The organism is Bdellovibrionales bacterium (genome assembly GCA_019750295.1).
Taxonomy (GTDB): Bacteria; Bdellovibrionota; Bdellovibrionia; order Bdellovibrionales; family JAGQZY01; genus JAIEOS01.
On record JAIEOS010000023.1, the window covers coordinates 21837 to 41737 of the forward strand.

17 protein-coding genes are annotated in these 19901 nt (G+C 47.2%); 14 read left to right on the plus strand and 3 right to left on the minus strand.

Annotated elements, in window-relative coordinates; all coding sequences use genetic code 11:
* The first annotated feature begins 34 nt into the window (after positions 1 to 34).
* Positions 35 to 655: a hypothetical protein gene (locus tag K2Q26_06375; protein MBY0315125.1), complete on the plus strand. Its 621-nt coding sequence runs from the start codon at positions 35 to 37 to the stop codon at positions 653 to 655.
* Between the two features lie 50 nt (positions 656 to 705).
* Here the strand turns inward: K2Q26_06375 and K2Q26_06380 are convergent, their stop codons facing one another.
* The 3 genes from K2Q26_06380 to K2Q26_06390 all read right to left on the minus strand — a co-directional run bounded on the left by K2Q26_06380 (position 706) and on the right by K2Q26_06390 (position 4913).
* Positions 706 to 4080, minus strand: a complete 3375-nt coding sequence (locus tag K2Q26_06380) for a hypothetical protein (protein ID MBY0315126.1) — start codon at positions 4078 to 4080, stop codon at positions 706 to 708.
* Positions 4081 to 4207: 127 nt separating this feature from the next.
* The gene (locus tag K2Q26_06385) at positions 4208 to 4651 is read right to left on the minus strand and encodes a hypothetical protein (protein ID MBY0315127.1); all 444 of its coding nucleotides are present in this window, start codon (positions 4649 to 4651) and stop codon (positions 4208 to 4210) included.
* A gap of 70 nt (positions 4652 to 4721) precedes the next feature.
* On the minus strand, positions 4722 to 4913 hold the full coding sequence (locus K2Q26_06390) for a CPXCG motif-containing cysteine-rich protein (GenBank protein MBY0315128.1): 192 nt from the start codon (positions 4911 to 4913) through the stop codon (positions 4722 to 4724).
* A gap of 71 nt (positions 4914 to 4984) precedes the next feature.
* On the opposite strand from K2Q26_06390, the gene K2Q26_06395 reads away from it, so the two are divergent.
* The 13 genes from K2Q26_06395 (at position 4985) to K2Q26_06455 (ending at position 19899) form a co-directional block, all read left to right on the plus strand.
* A complete protein-coding gene (locus K2Q26_06395) occupies positions 4985 to 5743 on the plus strand; it encodes a class I SAM-dependent methyltransferase (protein MBY0315129.1) in 759 nt (252 codons plus the stop codon).
* 111 nt (positions 5744 to 5854) lie between these two features.
* Positions 5855 to 7648 (plus strand): hypothetical protein, encoded by a 1794-nt coding sequence (locus tag K2Q26_06400; GenBank protein MBY0315130.1) that lies wholly within the window; start codon positions 5855 to 5857, stop codon positions 7646 to 7648.
* 43 nt (positions 7649 to 7691) lie between these two features.
* Positions 7692 to 9473, plus strand: a complete 1782-nt coding sequence (locus K2Q26_06405) for a lytic transglycosylase domain-containing protein (GenBank protein ID MBY0315131.1) — start codon at positions 7692 to 7694, stop codon at positions 9471 to 9473.
* Positions 9466 to 10110 (plus strand): hypothetical protein, encoded by a 645-nt coding sequence (locus K2Q26_06410; GenBank protein MBY0315132.1) that lies wholly within the window; start codon positions 9466 to 9468, stop codon positions 10108 to 10110. The genes K2Q26_06405 and K2Q26_06410 overlap by 8 nt, the downstream gene beginning before the upstream one ends.
* Before the next feature lie 140 nt (positions 10111 to 10250).
* Positions 10251 to 11588: a hypothetical protein gene (locus tag K2Q26_06415; protein MBY0315133.1), complete on the plus strand. Its 1338-nt coding sequence runs from the start codon at positions 10251 to 10253 to the stop codon at positions 11586 to 11588.
* A gap of 132 nt (positions 11589 to 11720) precedes the next feature.
* Entirely contained in the window at positions 11721 to 14759 is a 3039-nt protein-coding gene (locus K2Q26_06420; GenBank protein MBY0315134.1) for a TonB-dependent receptor, read from the plus strand.
* Positions 14756 to 15469, plus strand: a complete 714-nt coding sequence (locus K2Q26_06425; protein ID MBY0315135.1) for a hypothetical protein — start codon at positions 14756 to 14758, stop codon at positions 15467 to 15469. Before K2Q26_06420 ends, K2Q26_06425 begins: the two co-directional genes overlap by 4 nt.
* Positions 15466 to 16092 carry a MotA/TolQ/ExbB proton channel family protein gene (locus K2Q26_06430; GenBank protein MBY0315136.1) on the plus strand — a complete coding sequence of 209 codons (627 nt, stop codon included), beginning with the start codon at positions 15466 to 15468 and terminating at the stop codon, positions 16090 to 16092. The genes K2Q26_06425 and K2Q26_06430 overlap by 4 nt, the downstream gene beginning before the upstream one ends.
* Position 16093: 1 nt before the next feature.
* Positions 16094 to 16504 carry a biopolymer transporter ExbD gene (locus tag K2Q26_06435; GenBank protein MBY0315137.1) on the plus strand — a complete coding sequence of 137 codons (411 nt, stop codon included), beginning with the start codon at positions 16094 to 16096 and terminating at the stop codon, positions 16502 to 16504.
* Positions 16505 to 16513: 9 nt separating this feature from the next.
* Positions 16514 to 17281, plus strand: coding sequence for a hypothetical protein (locus K2Q26_06440; GenBank protein ID MBY0315138.1), 768 nt, complete (start codon positions 16514 to 16516; stop codon positions 17279 to 17281).
* Complete coding sequence (locus K2Q26_06445) at positions 17278 to 18102, plus strand: hypothetical protein (protein ID MBY0315139.1); 825 nt, start codon at positions 17278 to 17280, stop codon at positions 18100 to 18102. Before K2Q26_06440 ends, K2Q26_06445 begins: the two co-directional genes overlap by 4 nt.
* A gap of 13 nt (positions 18103 to 18115) precedes the next feature.
* Positions 18116 to 18757 (plus strand): TonB family protein, encoded by a 642-nt coding sequence (locus K2Q26_06450; protein MBY0315140.1) that lies wholly within the window; start codon positions 18116 to 18118, stop codon positions 18755 to 18757.
* Positions 18757 to 19899, plus strand: a complete 1143-nt coding sequence (locus tag K2Q26_06455) for a tetratricopeptide repeat protein (GenBank protein MBY0315141.1) — start codon at positions 18757 to 18759, stop codon at positions 19897 to 19899. The genes K2Q26_06450 and K2Q26_06455 overlap by 1 nt, the downstream gene beginning before the upstream one ends.
* Positions 19900 to 19901 lie beyond the last annotated feature (2 nt).

The window sequence follows — 19901 nt, forward strand, 5'->3', positions numbered from 1 at the left end:
TCTGTCCCCAAAATAACCAAAAGGGGAGAGCTCGATGAAGTCATTCGTTCTTATTCTATTAACCTCACTTAACGTATTCGCCGCCAATCAAAATGTAAGTCACCAGTGGTGTATTTGGGAAGGTGAGGAGTACCTTAAAGGCCCAGTGTTGGACGAAGGCCAATTTTGGATGCGTGTGGTTTACGATCTCCACCAGAAGCCGAACAACGAAGATTACAATGTATCTCCTATTGATTTCGAAGGCATCGGGTCCTGCCGATTTATTCCTCGCTCCCTCGGTCCGAATGTGGATTCAGCAATCACTGCTTACTTGGACAAAGGGTCCGAGATCATTCCGTCTCGTGCTTATTTAGATCTAAGATTGGGAACCAAATTTTTAGTCCCTCGCGCAACGTATGCGGCGGGAACCAATTTGATTTTTATTGAAAAAGATTTTTACTCGATGGATCCCCCGGCGTGCAAAGCACAAAAGGCGGGGATGATCGAGCTTGGTCGAAACAGCGCAGGGATTCGAGTGGATGATATTGTGATCCGAAAGCACGACAAAGGCGGAGTCACGGCGATTCTATTTGAAAAAAGTGCGTCGGAGTCTCTCTATTACGGAGTTTGCCATTTCGCCAAGGTTCCCTCTTCACAGATAGACCCTTCGCTTTAGGCGAGAGCCGCGCCGTCCTTGTCCTTTGCTGCCGACGGCGCCTTCCAGTTTTACTTCGATTTAATCATCAACGTATAACCACTATTGTAGTTCGGGCTGACGTAGTTCACGTCCGCAATGGGCTTTTCGGTGATTTCGAAAGGTGAAAAGATTTGGAGGACTGTGCCGGTGACGGGGGTGATAGGCCCAGTGGCCATTCCAACATCTTCACCTTCGCACTCGGTGTGGATACAATCGCTATAGTCATTGACGTTCACTTGAGTGAACAGTGCGGGGGCGTTGAAGTTGTCGCGATGAAGAGTGACGTACTGGAAAACATTTTTAGAATCAGTGACCTTGATCCCGCGCGCAAGCGTGACATAAGGACTATCTAAACTGGACCCTCCGCCGGCGAGCCCGAAGTTCACTTGGTGGGCGGTGAGGATTGCTTTTCCATTTTTGAGATTAACGATGACTTGTTGCCCGTCGTTTTGATTCGCGATCATCAGCTCATTGCTCGTATTCGCGATACTCAAGGTAGGATCCTTAAAAGCCGCGACTTTGTTGATGGTCATTTTATTAAAGTCGACCGCAAACAGCTCGCTCTTCGATTCATCATTCAGGTTTAACAGTTGAACCGAACTTCTGTTCATCTCGTAGCAGTTGATACAAGAGGTGCCAAGGGGGAGCACGATCGTCCTCTGAATATTCCACTGGCGATCTATGAACAAAAGCTTTGTTTGGACGTCATTTTGTTCGTAAGTGGTTGTGGAGAAGAGATTTCCGAAAACTAAGTTAAAATTATCAAACGAGGAGTCGATATTTTTAACCTTTCCGGTGCGTGAATCTAAACCAAAAATGCTGCTCACGTACTTCTCGTTGACGTAGGCCGAGGATCTCGCCATGAAGTGTCCGTCCATTTCGAGGCTGATATAAATCGAAGCTGAACTCGGAATATTTAACTTAGAAATATCAAATTGCAATTCAGCAATTTCATTACTTTTTACTAGAAGTAACTTAATACTTTTTGAACTCGCGTTTTGAAAATAGGCCGCTAGATATTCAGAAGACGAATTGGGCTGGGAGGCGCTAGAGAAGTCCTCGAAGGTGCTTTCGACTTTAATTTCTGGAGAGGCGTAATTATAGATGGATAAAGTCGAATTGTAGGAAGAAAACACAGCCAGCCTCTGATTCTCCATCCAGAACACCTCAGCTCCGTAGCCTTCGGGAGAATTCAGTTGCGGGGCCAGGCCTTGCGCAAGTGTTTGTCCTAAAATATCGGTCATCTCGATCTGACCGACTTTAAGTTTTACGAGAATGGGCTGTGACGGATGAATAAAGATCGGATTCTTATCAGAAACCTTGTCGAACTTGACTTGAACTTCACCCGTGACTCGATTGACGATGTAATAGTTCATGAATTCAATGTAAGTCTCTGCCGTTTGGAATACTTTCGAAGTTTTCAACAGGTCGTATCCCGACGCCGAACTTGTTACGCTACTGAAATCACCTTCGAAGCGCGCAAGGATGGGAAGATCAGAGTTTTTACCCCATCGAGAGGCATCAGAAACGCGAGGGTCGGAGTTGATCGCGGGTAAAAGTTGCCAAGTCTCGTCCATGCCGCTGTGAGAAGGGACGGGCGTGGGCAGTTGTCCAAAAGTGTTTTTGAACTCTGTGCAATTGTGTTCGGAGAACTCGGTACAGTAAAGATTAAATTTGTCATAGACCTCGCGAAATCGAGAGTCGATATCGAAGGACGAGTGGCTATCAAAAATGGCCGAGAACAAAGGGCAATCTTTTGAGGTGCACACATTGGTTTTAATTTTTTGAGTCCTTTCTTCCGTGAGAGTCGAAATTTCCTGAGCTGCGCGTTTCGCGAAAAATTGAGGGGAAAGTCCCCAACGTTCGTCAATCGATGAAGTCGGGTTTGAACTAAAAAATGTGTTTCTCCAGGACCAGTGCAGGCTTCTAAGTAAGTAGGATTGACCTTCGATAGAAAACTGCTTGGATTCCAGAGCTTCGTTCCACTTCTGCTGAACTTCGTCAAAACTATAAAGGGCCTGAGCGTAAGCCTCCATATCATTAATTAATGTCAGTAAGCGTTTGTCACGAGACGGGGTCGACCAGTCTTCATAAGCGGCGGTGCCCTCTTTACAGTTATTATTTTTCACGACGCAGAAGTCGTAGCCTTTTCTCACCACTTCGATCCGCTGAGAGATCATCTCGTCTAAGGTGGCCAAGCCCTCGGTGATGCGAAGTGCGGGGTTGAAGTTAGGATTGATGCGCTTGTAAACCATAAGGCCAAAGTTGGAGTAGGTTTCGGTCCCGTTTTCAGGAGCTGGGGCTGTGGGGTCGATCATAAACTCCGGAGAATATTGTTCTTCGGAAAAATAAGGCATACTTTTATTATCGACGAGACTCATTTTTCCATTTTGAATCAAGGGCCAGCGGAAGCGCACGAAGCCTTGACCTCGTTGAGGTTGAGAGGATTCGAAGAACGGCATTTCGGTGAGAGGTCGCACTTCCTTGGGCACCGTGGAATGGAGAGTGTACAGTGGAAGTCTTACGCCTTCCCCAGTGTTCACTTCGCTGACGATCAAAGTGTGCCCAGAGGGGCCGGATAACGTAAGGAAAATGGTTCCATCCATGAGAGCGTCTTTATTGATCTCAATCGGGTAAGTATCTTTGGCCAATGTGTGGGTGTAAGTAAAATCGGCGACATAATCAAGAACCGCGCGAAGGCGTTTGTCGTTGGTGAGATTCTCGAACACTTTCTTTTGATGAGCCTCGATGACCGCTTTATCGGTGGAGGTGAAATCGAGCTCTCCCTTTTTCCAAGCTACGGTTTTAAGATTTTTCCATTCTTTCTTCATGGTCTCGTGGGTGAACCATGCGCCGCTCGCGAGACGAAACGCAAAGGGAAGATTGTAGATGCGCGCGCAAATGATTCGCTCTTGATAAGCGATATCTGCGCAGTCGTTGGCAATTCCTAATTTTTGATAGAACTCGGGATGCAGGTTTTCTTTGGAGAAAGCGGCGCATTTTTTCTCCATCTCTAAAGACCACGAAGACTCGGCTTTCCATAAGATGTTATCGGCACTGGCCACGCCGAATGTAGGAAGTTCCGATTGAAGCTCTACGGAAAGGGGAGTGTCGAAGGCCTCGGAGTTGATATTCTCGTCGCGTACGCCAAACTGGGCTCGGGCGAATTCCAACGCTTTTTCCCGAGTTCCAAAAACTAAACGTTGAGGTTTTACAACTTTCGGAAGTCCATCATCGTCGATTGCGAAGGCCTGTACGGTCCAACCGTTTTCGCCCTGAGAAATGTGCACGGAAAGGGGGCCTAAGGGGCTGACCGCATCGAACACCGTGACGGAGGTGTCGGCAAAGCTCAGATGGGACATAAGAAGAAAAGAAACGACGACGAAGAAACGCGTAGTGATCATAAGTAGATCTCCTTTGGTTCATGCTCATAGCATGGACTCCAAAAAGAGACATAAAGGTATCCTTAAACCTTTAATAATTACAATCGTTGGTCTATAGGAATAGACCCGGCAACGCGACCATTTCCGGCTACTTTTCTTTTTTAAACAAGCGGCCGTTGATCTCATAGAGGACGGCACCATCTTTTTGATACCAGATTTCCTGATAATCCATATGCAAGCCTTCGGCTTTGATGGTCGTTATGATCTGGATACCGTCTCCGTAGAGCTCTTTGATCTTTAAGTTGTTACCGTCATAGGTCCCTTGGGCCTGGGTGGGAGTCATGAGGATGTTTTGGCGTTTAAACCACTTTGCGGGATAAGTTTCGAGTCCAACCACTTGGCAATCAAAATACCCGGCGGTTCTTTCCAGAAAATTTTGAGTTTCTTTAAATCGAAGTCGCATGGTCGGGCAACTCGTGCCGCTGCCCTCGTAAGTCCACTCACCCCAGCCGGTCCAGATTCCATGAAGGCTCGCCGCCGAAGCCGTTGAGCTTATAAAAACAAAGAGTAACCCCAATAAGAATAAACGCATAGATTGTCCCCCTAAAGTTAAAGCTTAGAAGAGAAACTTATGAAAATGAAGGGATCATTTATGACACGGTCTATTCATCAAGAGTGGCGGCAGAAAATTCGAGAACTTCACCATCTTGGCAACTGTAGACGAGTTGAATGGGCTTGCAGCACACTTCACAGTCCTCCACGTACGACTGTTCGTCATCAATGGTTTTATCAAGCACCATGGAAATGTTCTCAAAGCAGTAGGGACATGTAAAAAATTGTTCTTCTTGTTCCATAGGAAGAGTTTAAATTTATTTGCGCAAATCGCAAGCTCGCGCTTAAAATAAAATTCTTTTAAGGAGGCCTTATGCCTAAAGTTGCGATGAAGATCGGTTATGTGTTGACGGCTTTGTTTTTGAGCAGCTGTTCCACTCCAAAGTCCTCGTCTCCGGAAGATCAGACTCTCGGTATTCAACAAGAGGAAGTCACTCCGGCGCCTCCTCCAGAGCATTCTCATAAGGATCATCACCACAAAGCATTTAAAGGCGCCGAAGAGTGGGCCAAGGAGTTCGACGATCCGAAGCGTGATCAATGGCAACGCCCGCAAGACGTCCTCCGAGCACTGGAGCTCAAAAAGACCGATAACGTGGCGGATATTGGATCGGGGACGGGTTACTTCACTGTGAAGATCGCGCCACTCGTGCCCCAGGGTACAGTTTACGGTGTGGATGTGGAAAAGGATATGGTCCGTTACCTTGAGAATCGGGCCAAAGCATTAAAGCTTCCTAACGTGGCTGCCGTGCTCGCCGAAGAATCGGGTTTTACCACGGATAAAAAGCTGGACGTCGTTTTGGTGGTGAACACCTACCACCATATTCCGAATCGGAGCGCTTATTTTAAAGGGTTAATCCCTCATCTCAACAGCGGCGCCCGAGTCGTGATCGTCGATTTTCTACCCACGTCGCCGATGGGTCCTCCCCAAAAGCACAGGTATCAGCCGCCGCAGATTAAAAACGAGATGCAGCAGGCAGGGTATAGATTTGTGAAACAGAAAAATCTGCCCTACCAGTTTGTACTCACGTTTCAAGCGGGCCTCTCGATGGTCAATTCACCTCTCAGTAAATAGTTCATAAGTGACTGTAATTTAGAGCCTTCAGGGACCTAGAAACTTGCCTGCGCCTTCGAGAGCGGGCATAGCCATTGCTTTACCCCAATTGCTTTAGAAGCGAGGTCCTTGGTGAAGAAAAGTTTAAAAGCGATTCTGGTTTTGTCGGTGTGTTTTTCTCTGGCGAGAGTTGCTCAGGGGAGTAGTTATTGTTTAGCTCTTCGAGGAAATGGGGAATTGGCTCCGTCGCACTGGGGCGCCGTTTCGAACGTCGTTGAAAAGCTGGGGTTACCGCAGGCCCAAGCCGGGGGCAGTTCGGCTTCGATCACCATGTTTTTGGTGGATGCGATATCGACCAATCCTTATATTAAAAATGACAAAGTGAAGGCTGCACTTTTAATTAAAAGTTTAGAGGGCATTGTCGAGTTTTTATCGCAGACGCAACAATGGCAGGAGTTTGCCCTTCTTTACAGCCAGGTTCAGGCGCTTCAATTGGGGAGTTCGTCGGTGATTGAGACTGTGGCCGCGCAGCTCAACTCCACCCAGTCTTTGAGTGTGAGTCAGGCCAAAGCATGGTCTGCGAAGAATTCGGAATTACTTCTTAAGAATATTAAATTAGCGACAGAGCTTGGATTTATTGATCCCGTGTCTTACCAACCGCTATTGGGGGCACTTACTGGATTGCCCACCGCCACGGGGGCCTCGCAGATCGAAAAGCATCTTCTAACGATTCAGTTTTACGGTCGCGAGCTCTACAATACTCTTCGCGTCTTTGGACAGTTTGATGCGAAGTCTGACGACAATTTATTTTTTAGACCAGGAATTGTAAACTTCGATGTTCTCGCCAAACAATTCGGACGTATCGCGCAGTTCTACACGGCCGATAATAAAACGCCGGCAGTTCAGAGTCTGTGGGTGGAGTTTTTTAAACAATGCTCAAAACCCTCGGAGAAAAAAGTTTGGAGTGATTTACGCCAAAGCCATCCTCTCTGCGCCCAGACTTTTTACGAATTAGTTAAAACTCACTTTCAATCTGAACCGCAAAAAACTTTTGAATTGCGCCCCATCGGAGCATCGATCGCTTCCTATCCAACGACCTCTGTGCTGTCTCGGACCCCGGTCGTTCGAGGAGCGTTGGGTCCTAAAAACTTACCTACCTCTTACGAGCAGGCCGATGCGGCTCTTAATGAGTACGCCCTATCGATGACAAGCGACTTTGGAAAACGTTTTAATATTTCCTACCCCGATACAGTTCGTTTTGGATATTGGGGACGCGAAACGGGATTAGCCGAAATCGAAAAGAATTTACCGGGGGACGACGAAAAGAGCCTGCGCTTTCTAAGTTTGGGCCCAGCCCCTTGGAAAGTCGCGCTCGGATTATCGCCGGCGGAGCCGGGACTTTCTCCCTTGAAGCGATTCACCACCCAAAGGGGCGAACGTCTGATTTCTGCAGGGGGATGGTCGGATCTTCATCCGGTCATAGTGCTTAAAGCGGCGGGCTGCCAAGATGTCATCTATGTCACTCGTCGAGGCGGTGAATCTCTTTTTGCGCAAGGAGTGGCCAAGCGACTTTTGGGAGCCGATGAACGTTGGCTTAAGGGATGGGAGGAGCTTGCAACCCCGTCCGAAGGCGTGGATGACGATCGAACATCTCTTTGGTCGAGTCTTTACAATATTGCGAATCCTAAAAGTTCTTTTCAGCGAGCTCTTCAGGGTGCGACGGCCATCCTGTGCACCGATTGGAACTCCTTTGACGTGAAGTCCCAGATGAGCCCAATGATCTCTGAGTCTTATCAAAGTCCATACTTTGTCACTCATCAAAAATCAGGGTCTCAATTTGAGAATCTGATTCCTCGGTTAAATCCAAAGGAACAGCACGAAAATGGTTATCCTCGATATGTCGGCTGTTTTCCGGTCTTTGAGTAGGCTGGACTAGAGATTTCTTAGCGATTTTGTTAATCTATTAGACATGCAAAATCGCAATTCTTCATCGTTTGTCGTGCCGAGTTTTTTGGCCATTTCAGGTTTGATTTTAATCACAGCCGCCTGTGTGTCTCGAGGTGCTCCCTCTTATGCCTTGAAGGCCGACGAAGAAGAGGTGATTGACGTGGATGAGTTGGCCGAGCGCCAGATCACTTCTTTCTCCGCTGTGTTTGCTCAGCCGAAAGATGAATCCATCAGCTATTCCAAAGTGGTGAATCAGAATTTAGATGGGATTCCTTTAGAGCAGTCTCAAACTCTTATGGACGAAGCTAAAGCTTTTGTGCAAGAGAGAAGCAAATCGAACACGCATGTTGCGGTTCTACGCCGGTGCAAACACGACGAAAACGATATTTTTTGTATCGCTTTTAAAGAGCGATGGAACGTGGAGCGCTCTCGTCGCAAGTCGCAGGGAGCAGTGCTTTCGGCCAAGCAGGTTTTAGCGCAACTTAAAAGTAAGGATTTTGTAAAACTCGAGAAAGCATCTTCAAAGCAGATTATTACGGCCGCCAAAAAATTAAAATCAGCACAACTTTTAGAGGTGAGTCGAGCCGCGACTCTTTCCCCCGTATGTATTTCGGAAACGCTATCATTAGGTTTAGCCGCAGTCCTCGAAGTGGGTTTCCCCCAAGACGAGAACGTGACTTTATCACGAACCTTGTTGGAGCAGTCCACCAAATGCGCCAAAGGTGAGGCGTTGGACCGCGCCAACTATCGCTTAGCCATGCTTCACGTGTGGAAGAATGATTGTCAGCAGGCGCTTCCCCTTTTTGATGCGCAGTTGAAGTCGGGTGAAGCCAAGTACCTTCAGTCGCGGTCCACCTATTGGAGAGACTGGTGTCAAAAACAATCTCCATCGGTTGCCGCCAAATCCTCCGTTGAGCCTGGCAAAGAAATGTATAAGGAATTTCCTCTCAGTTTTCATTCCTTAGTGGCTGACGAGGGTTTTAACACTCCTGCCTTTGATCTTTTGACCTCCAACCCGGATCCCGTGATTGCCTATCGCTCCACGACCAACAAAACGTTAAATAGCATTCTCGCTGCAGCAGATGTGTTTTTACGTATTGATGAAAAGGACCTCGCCTTTCACCTTCTTGAAGGCGTCAAGCCAGATCACATCAGTGCTGAACCTGCAGAAGTGCTCTTATATCTTTCTATCGTCGCGAACCGCGCCCAATTTGGTCTTTTAAAATTTCAGGCCATGACCAAAGCCTTCGACAAAAATCCCTCGATTAAAACTCCGGTCACTATGAAGTTTTATTATCCGAACTGGTACTATGAACTTGTGGAAGAGCATAAAGAGTCGGTGAATCCCTATTTGCTTTTGGCTTTGATTCGCCAGGAAAGTGCGTTTAATCCCAAAGCCCAAAGTGCTGCGGGAGCCCGCGGTTTAATGCAACTTCTTCCGGGAACAGCGAAATCCTTTGGGCGGATTAAAAAAAATGATTTGTTTATTCCTAAAAAGAATATTCAGGCCGGAGTTAAATTCTTTTCCTATCTTCTCAAACGCTATAATGGGCAAGTGCATTTAGCATTGGCCGCTTATAACGCCGGTCCCAGTGCGGTGGATGATTGGGTCAAGCGTTATCCCACAGAGAATTCAGTTCTGTTTATGGATTTAGTTCCCTACCGCGAGACCCGCGAGTACGTAGCGACGATTCTAAGAAACTGGTACTGGTACAATAAGCTCTACGCTTCCGAAGGCACGAAGCAATCAAAACTCCAATCGCCCGTCAGCGAGGCTTTGCAAGTCAGTCGGTCCAATGAATGAATATCACTTTAGACTGCGCTTAAATGCTGTTCTTCAACTCACAACCCATTACTCTCTCGATGACTGGAGAAAGCAGCGCCCGTTTGTTTTACGGGGGGACGAGATTCAAAAGATTTATACTCTTTTTGGAATCTCTTATTTGTATTACGTCAAAGACAACGTGGATTATGTGGCCTTAGTTTCTCGCCGTGATGCCGGGCTCAAGCAGCTCAAATCGGATCGCCCTAAGCTGAGCAAGCCTTTCTTAACCCTGAAGAATCTCAATCATGCCCGCAAAAATTATTTACCCAATTCGATTTCGATATGGCTTTGGTGTATTATTTTTTTTATGAACATGGCCCTGGCTGTTTTTGATGATGCAGTTTGTGGCGAAGATATGTACTGCGGACTCAAAGTTCAGGTTTGGAATTTACTTCTAATGATGACGATTTCGATTCTGGTTCCTTTTTTACTCTACTATTGGCGCGCTCGAAATACAAAGTCCCATGTCACTGCAATATTGCTGAAAACTGAAGTGCTCACCTTGGTTTTTATCGCTTTGATCGTCAGCGCTTGGATCATCACGTCCGATGCGAGAACGGGCACCCACTACACTCAACTCTACAAAGCCAGAAACGCTATCTTTACCCACTTCTGAGGAACCTGAACAGTCCCGCGTCAATTGGTTAAGGTTTTGTTAAGAAGTCGGCGCTAACAATTTCCTAATTTTACTTGTGGCTTCATCTCCTTGATGATTCGGGCATATCACAGCCCCGTGATTGTTGGAGGAGAATAATTATGCTTAAAGCATCACTTTTTGGTTTATTACTACTTGCGGGAACGCAAGCTTACGCTGTCTGCCCCGAGGGTACGACTGCAAAACAAGGACAGATCGAAAGCAAACCCATTTGCGTGGTTCGCGGATCTTACCTGAATGCTAACATTTCCCTCACGGCCAACAATGCCTATGTTCTCGAGGGGGATGTCCGCATTGGTGGCGATAACGTGGATAAATCCACGCTCACTTTAGAGCCAGGAACTCAGGTTTACGGATCTTCTGGCGCCTATCTTGTTGTTTCTCGAGGTTCGCAAATTTTTGCGAATGGAACTGCGTCTAAGCCGGTCGTATTTACGGCATTAGAACGCCAAAATCCAGTGCCTGGCTTTTGGGGTGGATTGGTCATCACAGGAAACGCCTCCATCAACAACTGTAAAGGTGCAGCTCAAAGTTGCGACAATACTGTTGAAGGTATTCAAACCAATGCTCCGAAATTCGGCGGAAATAATGACGACGAGAGCTCGGGCCGTTTAAACTATGTACGCGTAGAGTACGCCGGGTACACTCTGGCCGAAGATAACGAGTTAAATGCGATCACATTCTATGCGGTCGGACGTGGAACCGAAGTGGATTACATCGAAGCCTACAAAGGCGCAGATGATGGCGTTGAACTTTTTGGTGGAACGGTCAACATTCGCCACGTCGTGATCATTGATAATGACGATGATGGACTGGATTGGGATATGGGTTGGAGAGGAAACGCTCAATTCGTTTTGATCCAGTTAGAGAACGCTACAGAAAAAGATCCTAACGGAATCGAAGCTGACAATTTAAAGTCACCGATGACAGCGGAGCCTCGTTCAAATCCGACGATCAGCAACGTTACCATTATCGGTAAAGGAACTAACCCTAAGCTTCTCAACGGAATTCTTCTCCGTCACGGAACAGCGGGAAAAATCTTTAATACGATTGTCACCGGAACTTTCCAGAACTGCGTCAACATTGATAACGAAGAGACCTTTAAGGTTGGTGGTCAGATGGTGAATGGCAAAGTGGAACAAACGGGACTTGTGATGAGCAACTCGATCGTGAGCTGCTCGGGCACTCAGTTTAAAGAGGACGCAACGGATCTATGGTCAGTCAGTCAGTGGTTCTCTGGTGACGAAACGAAAAGCAACTACGTCATGGACCCGCAATTGAAAGATTGGATTCCTGGTGAAGATAGTCCTGCTGTGGGCGGTGCCGTGGATGAACTTCCAGAGCTCCCAGGGCAGTGGCAATTCATTCCGGTCAGTTTCGTAGGAGCGCTAAGCTCTAAGAATGCGCAGGATTGGACCGCGGGTTGGACCAAAAAATAGGTCAACAAAAGTGAAACTACCGGACTTATGATAAAACGACGGTCTAGACTAAGTTTAATGGTACTGATGTGGGTGTGCGTAGCATGCCCACTCGTCGTTTTTTCTCAGGGCAATGTGGAGTCGCGTTTTCAAATGGAAAAGGACTCTGTCAAAGTTTTTGATGACAAGTCCGAAGGGGACCTGACAATCTATGTTTTTAATAATGGCCTGCCGGCTCCAAATGTAAAAGTCATTACTCCGGCCGGGGAGAAGTCTTCTAACGATTATGGCGTCATCACAACCAAGTTGTCGGCCAAAGAGGATCATGAAATCACGATCCCAAGTATACACAAAAAAATAAAGGTCAAAATTACTCCCGGCTTCGAATCGCAAGTGATCGTCAATCTTTTGGCCGAGCAGAGCGATGTCGAAGTCGAAACTCCAAAAGCGGAGACGCAAACAACCACTGCTCAAGGACCCAAAGTTAAAATGCGATTCCAGGTGAGGAGTGAGCGCGGCCCCGTTCAAAATGCCACCGTCCTTTTTTCGGGATTAGAAGCGGTGTCCAGGACCGACGACCATGGAATTGTACAAGTCGATTTACCCGAGGGTGAAGCTACGGCCACTTTCTTTCATCCAGAGTTTCAAACACTCACATTAAATTCTTTAAAGGTCGAAAAAACATCGACCGAAACTTTTCAAATTGAGCTTAAACCGTCTCTGAATCAGCTTGAAGATATGGTGGTTCTGGCTCCAAAAGTAAAGGGCAGTCTTTCTGCATTGGTTGAGGTGCGAAAGCAAAGCTCGGCGGTCACTGACGTTTTAGGAGCGGAGCAAATGGCGAGAGCTGGAGACGGGGACGCGGCCGCATCTCTTCGACGCGTGACTGGCCTCACTCTCGTCAACGGGAAGTTTGTGTACGTGCGCGGACTTGGTGAGAGATATTCCGGTGTATTAATGAATCAATTCTCTTTGCCAAGTCCAGAGCCTACACGTCGTGTGGTGCCGCTCGATCTGTTTCCGACGGCCATTATGGAGAGTATTGTCGTTCAGAAAAGTTATTCTCCCGATCTGCCTGGTGAATTTGGAGGAGGAGTCATTCAGTTACAAACGAAGACGCTCCCAGAAAGTTTTTTTCTTCGTGCGACGATTGCTACCGCCTACGAGAGAAATGCTCAAGGTCGACTTGGTTATAAGGGAGGAAGTACGGATTGGTTAGGGATCGACGATGGCTCCCGACAACTTCCTACGGCCATTAAAAATGTGCTAGGTCAGGGGCTGAAGCTCACTAAAAATATCCCGGGAGAAGACAAGGGATTAACTGAGCAGCAGTTGATCGATTTGGGAAATACATTGCCCGTCAATTACAATACCGATACGACGTCGCAACCCTCTATGCCTAACCTTGCCTTATCTATGGGGAACGGTTGGAAGTTTTCGGGATTTAAATTGGGAACTGCAGGAAGCCTGCTCTATGGTCAATCGATCGACGCCTACAACCGCTTTTCACAAGGTTTTAACGTGGGGACCGGCGGAAAATTTGAGCGCGACTTCCAAAGACAGTCCGTTGTTGCCGAAACTGAAGTTCGTTTAGCGGGAAGTTTTGATGTGGGTGCCGAGATATTCAAAGATCATAAAATCTCGGCAAGTGCTTTTATCCTGAGAAACACAACGAGCTTGGCCCAAAGAGACACAACGATTAACTATCTCAGTAATGGCAATCAAACGGAAGCGACCACGCTGGACTGGACGGAGCGTCAACTTTTTGCTCAGCACTTTAAAGGCCAGCATAATCTGCAAAAGATTGTCAATTATCCGGTGAAATGGGATTGGCGCTTAGGTCTTTCGCAGGCCAATCGCAACAGTCCCGATCGCCGCGACTACATGTACGATATTATTAATGGGAATACCACCATCGCGAGTGATAGTTCGGGAAATACTCGTACCTTTAGCGATCTTACCGATGATTCATCGGAGATGGCCATGGATCTCACGATTCCTTGGGTGTATAAGGCCAGAGATTTAGTAAAAGTTAAATTGGGCTTCAATCAGATCGAGAAAAATCGACGCTCTGATATCACTCGTCTCTTTTTTGCCAATAATTTTTCCGGGGCAACGCCAATTCCGCTCAACGGCAGTCCAGAAGATATTTTTTCTAAACCGAATATTGATTCCGGAGTTTTCCTCTTAAAGAATCTGACCAATGAAGCTGACAGTTACTCTGGGGAACAAACGATTAGCGCACAATATATTTTAGCGGAAATCGCTCCGGTGGCCGAGTGGAGTTTTCAAGCGGGTTTCCGGCGCGAGAGTTCTACACAGCTTGTAAAAACATTTAAATATTTTGAGCCGGATCGCCCGTTTGCTCGCTCGCAGCTAGAAATGAATGACGTGTTGCCCGTATACGCCGTCACTTGGAAGCCCACCGATCACTGGCGGGCCCGTCTGGCTTACAGCGAAACTCTCGCTCGTCCAGATTTTAGAGAGTTGTCGACCGTCGGATTTGTGGACGATGAAACAGGGTACAATGTTCAAGGCAACGCCAACCTCAAAGGGACGGTGATTAAAAATATAGATCATCGCTGGGAGTATTATTGGACCTCGGATGAGTATATGTCCCTCGGGCTTTTCCATAAGCGGTTTGTCAATCCGATCGAGGTGATGTTTATACCTGGGGTCAATCGAATCCAGTCTTTTGATAATGCTCAAGGGGCAGAGAATTACGGGATTGAGATTGAGAATCGCACGGGATTGCGACATTTCTCTCGCGAACTTCGCCGCTGGACTCTTTTGACCAACCTGACGCTCATTCGTTCAGAGATTGAGTTGGATGAGAAGAACAAAGGCATTCAAACTTCGGAAGTTCGACCTCTGCAAGGTCAGTCTCCTTATGTGATCAACCTGCAATTGCAGTATGATCGTCCGCAATGGGGTTTTTCATCGACTTTGCTTTACAATATTGTAGGAAAACGCATCACCGAAGTGGGTACCAACGATGTGCCTGACACCTACGAGCAACCGTTCGGGCAGCTCGACTTTGTCGCGTCCGAAAAAGTGGGAAAATTTTGGACCATTGGATTTCGGGCGCGCAATCTCTTAAATCCTGAGATCGAGTCAACGCAAGCGGATGAAGTGGTGAGATCCTACCGTCGCGGTCGTTTCTTCGGGTTAACTCTTGGAGCTGTCTTATGAAGATCGCTTTAACAGTGTTTTTATTTTTTGTGGCGGCCTGTGGAAAACACAGCAGTGTGAACTCCGCCTTTTTGGATAACAGCAATTCTTTTCAAGGCAACCAGAATAAAACCGACGAAGAAAAACTCATCATGGCCATCGACGTGGGGAATGAGGCGGCGTTTGATGGATTTCTGGCAGATGTTGATGACCTGAACCGACTGCTGACCAATGGAAGAACTTACCTCATTCACGCGACGATCCAGAATCGAGCTCGGTTTGTTTGGAAACTTTTGCAGAAGGGTGCAGATGTATCGGTGCTGGATTCTTTGGGGAAAACGGCAATCGATCATGCCCAGGATAATCCTAAGATGTGGAATCTTCTCGATAGTGATCGACAAAAAGAACAGCAGGAGAATTTTTTTACGGCGGTCGAAAACGAAGACACGCTCGGTCTCCAAAAGATGCTCGAGGAGCAAGTGAATCCGAATTTCTTGCACGCCAGTGGTCAGACTCCTTTGACCCGCGCCGTGCAATTGAAGTCTCTGCCCGTAGTGCGAACCATTTCTCGCTGGAAAGACAAAGATGGGATTAATACCATCGATCTGGCTTTGCCTAACGGTGCAGGTGAGTCGGCCTTAGGAATCGCTAAAGAGAAAAATATTAAAAAGATAATTGATGAGCTCGTCAAAAACGGAGCCATCGTGGAAAGTGTTGGGGTGACTTTATGAAGGATCGTATATTTGCAATTGCTCATTATGCAGACGCGGGCGTGCTCTATCTACTTATTGCTCTAAGTCTCGTCAGTATCGGAGTGATCATCGAACGGTATGTGCGTTTACGCACGCTCGCCAAAAAGAGCCGCGAGGAAAAAGTAAAGATGGAGGACGTTTTAACATCCGTTAGAATTAACGATCTGCCGGATATAAAAATGGATGCCGAGTCCATGGAAGGCAAAGCGATGAAGTACGCTTTAAACCACATGAAGCACAATGGTCTTAAAGGCCTCGAAGAATCTTTTGATACTTATGTACAGTTTCAACAACCGCGCCTAGAGCGATCTCTCACATTTTTAGCGACAGTGGGCTCTAATGCTCCCTACATTGGTCTTTTTGGAACCGTGTTAGGGATCATGAAGTCCTTCCATGACTTAGCTCATGCTTCTTCAGCCGGTCAGCAAACGGTGATGTCAGGAATTTCCGCAGCGCTCATTGCTACGGCGGCCGGTCTTCTCGTCGCGATCCCGAATATTTTGGCGTACAACTACTTCCAGAAGCAGGTCAAGATGATCGTCACCGGTATGGAGAACTGCAGAGACATGGTTATCGCTTACGCGAAAATGAAGGGGAACTGATATGGGTGCAAAAGCCGGTGGCGGAGAAACGATCTCCGAAATCAACATGGTCCCTCTGATCGATATTATCCTCGTGGTGCTTATCATATTTATGGTGACCGCGCCGGCCCTGATCAAGCCGAGCGTTGAAGTGAGCCTTCCTGAAGCGTCTTCGGCCGACGAAACCACTCCGAGTTTATTAAATATATCCATCACCGCCGACGGCTCCGTCCAGCTCAATAATGAAAGCGTCGATGAGGAGTCCGCGAAAAGTCTTTCGCGGACCGAAGTGGAGAGAAATCCCGAGGTGCAAGCCGTGATCATTGCGGACCGAGATCTGCCTTACGGACAAGTGATTAAAGTATTGGACTGGATTAAATCGACCGGCGTTAAAAATTTTGCGGTGACCACAGACAAACCGGTCACAAATTAAGAGGTGAGTATGAAACATAAGATTTCTTTGTTGTCTTTAATTTTAGGATTATCGTTGACGCTGTCTCTGGCATCGGCCAACTGGCAGGTCATGGTCCAACAAGTCACCCAACTCCGCGGAGAGCTAGAGACTTTACAAAAAGAAACTGAGGCCTTACAAAAAGAAAAACAGGTCGAACTCGAACAGTGGTCTCAACGGCGTCAAGAGGCGACGCAAGGACTCGATCGCGAGAAGATGCGATCTTTGCAAATCCACGAAAAACTCAAACGTCTGCAGGCCAAAGTCAAACATCAGGGGAAGGTGGATCCAAAATCCAGCCAGCGAGTTTTAGGTTGGATCGAAGCCACGGAAAGATCAGTGCAAGGCACGTTGCCGTTTCAAATAGAGCGGCGGACCGGGGAGCTAACGAAGTTAAAAGAAAGAGTGCAGAAAGGGTATGAGCCGATGGAGTTCATCGTGGCTGATCTTTGGGCGTTTATCGAAAGCGAGATGAAGCTCACTCAAACTAATGAATACCGCATTTTAACTCTTAAGCTTAAGAATCAAGATCAGAAGGTGGAAGTCGCTCGGCTAGGAATGCAATGGATGTTCGCAAAGACGACCCAAGGGGAAATATTTGCACTTAAGAAGAAGGCGTCAGGGTGGGAGTGGGCTCCTATTGAAGAGACAGACCAACAGAGTTCGGTCCTGCTTCTTGTTCAAGATCTGCGGAATAAAAATGATTCAGGTTACTACCAACTCCCTAGAACCGGCGATGCCGTAGGAGCGAGCTTATGATGACATGGTTGATTTTATTTTTAGGTATAGCCATAGCTCAGACCGAAACGACAAACCCCTCTGTAAAACCAGAAGAGACTATCGATAAAGCGTTTCAAAGAGAATTTATTTATCTTAATTCGCAGCGAGAGACATTGATCAAGCAAAAACAGAGAACCGAGCAAAATTTGAGTCAACGTATTGCTGTGGCGAAAGCGCAGACCATCGCTGCACAGAAGGAGACAGTAGCTCTCTCTGGAGAAAATGATGATCGCCATGAGGAGCTGACGGAGTTAGATCGCCGTAAAAAAGAATTGCAAAAGCGAGGAACTTCGTTGGAATCCACGTACAAAAAGTCAAAACTGGCTCTTGCGGAGTACGCGGCGGGTTTGCACTTTGAAGCGACCAAAGATAAAACGACAGTGAATGTTCCAGAGGAACTGAGCGTAGCCCAGATGGATGAGATCTTTTCCGAAGCCAACTCCCTCTTAGAACAGTCTTCCAAAGTCGAAGTGTTTCCGTCTACTTTTCTCGACGAAGACAATAAGTTAGTCAGTGGCACGGTCACACGTTTCGGTCGAGTGGCGGCTATAGGATCGGTGGATAATTCCCACTACGTTCTCGGTCCCAACGGAGAGGGCTTACTGAAAGCCCTTGAAAAGTCTCCGTCGCCGAACGAGTCGAGTCTTAATCTTTATGTTTTTCACTCGCTCAATAAAGCGGCCATGATCAAAAAGCAAGGAACTCTGGTGGAAAAGCTAGCGGATCTGAGTCCATTGATTTTTTTAAGCCTCATTTTATTACTCATTGCTGGGCTGTTTAGCTCTCTCTTAAAGGTGTAATGTGAAAGCGCTGATGACGAAAATGAAATCTCAAAGAATCTTCGCCGCCCTGGGGGGAGTCTTTGTTTTTTTACTGATCGTCGTCACCGTCTGCGCACTCATCGCGATCGACCCCATTCATCTTGTTAAAGACGAAAAAGTCGTTGAAAAGCCCACAGTCGTGAAATTGGCAGAGCCTCCCAAGACTGAACAACTTCCCGAGCCCCCGAAGAAAACTCAAGAGGCGAGCTTGATGTCAACTTTAGCCCCAGATTCTTTAAGTCCCTCGGCTCAAGATGTCGGGGGAGGAGTGTCCTTCGGGAGTGGCGGTTTTGGACCAGCCGTCGGCGGTGGTGGGGGCTTTGGGGCTTCGGCCAGTGAACTCGCTAAAGACAAGGGCAACATTCACCGGCCTCCTCGTTTGATTTCGAAAAGCCCTGTGGAATATCCATCAGAGGCCCGGCAAAAAAATATATCAGGATTTGTGCTCCTAAAAATTCTGGTGGCGCTCAATGGAGCCATCGAGAAAGTCGAAATCTTAGAAAGCGAGCCTCAGGGAGTGTTCGATCAATCCGCGACGCGGGCGATTAAGGCGTGGCGTTTTGAGCCGGCCATCGTCAAAGGTGAGCTTGTGGCGGCGTGGACCCAACAAAAAATTAAATTTGAGTTGAACTGATGAAGTATTTCTTATCTCTATTATTGTTTATCATTTTCAATAGCTCTCTCGCTGAGGTGAAAGATCCGATGTATGACGAGCTCGAGGGACTCGATCTGATTGAAGCACTTGTGCGCGATAATAAGTTAACTCTTGCCGAGGAAGAGTTTCAAAAAAAACATCCGAAGTCGGCTCGTTCTTATTATCTCAAAGGTCGGCTCCGTTACGCTCAGGAAAAGTGGGTGGATGCAACCGGCGAGTTCACTTCGGCTGCGAATTTTGAATCCGATCCCGAGCTGAAAAACTCCATCTCTATCTTTCATGCGATGAGCTTATCTCATCGGCAGATGTGGAAAGAATGTCGAGATCAGTTTTCGAAAGTCGAGCGGCGGAGAATGAATTTAGAAAGTCAGGTATTAGCAAGAGCTTCATGCGAAAAAAATTCTGGAGATTTTTCCCAGGCCTGGAAGACTTTGGCGTGGGCCCAGAGACAATGGAATTCTTTTTCCGTAAAAAATGAAGAGATCCAGTTGCTTTTAGATTTGAAGTTGGTGCACCAAGCGCAAAGCGCGGCGTTCGAGTGGTTTAGAGTTCATGCCGGGCTTGCGTCGCAATATCAGAACATCGCAGAGGTTTTCTTTCAAAGAGGAGAGTCGGAGTCGGCGTTGGAGCTTTTGGAGTTGGGGCGACTGGCTCACCCTTTGAATGTGGATCTAAATTTGGCGTTGGCTCAGTTCTACTTTCAGAAGAATAACTATGGGGCTTCGGCTGAGGGATTTGTGTACGCCAGTCTCAGCGATAATAAGTATTCGTTTCATGCGGCTGAAACCTACCGGCAGATGCATTTGTTCCAACGCTCGCAGTTTTGGAACCAGTTTATCGTTGATCCGAAAGAAAAGTTAAGGCAGACCATGGCGCTTTACATTGATCAAGCGCAGTACCCCAAAATTTCGACGCTAGAAAATATCATTATGCGGAGCGAACTTCACAAAGACGACGAGCTGAGATACGCGCTGGCCTACTCGATGGCGCTTAACGGTGAGGTCGATGTGCCCTTAAAGTATTTGGCCAGCATTCAAAAGCCCGAACTTCTCGAAAAATCATCCTTGCTGAGAAAAGCTCTGCTCGACTGCAAGGTGAACGGCGATCTTTGCCGTTTGTAAGA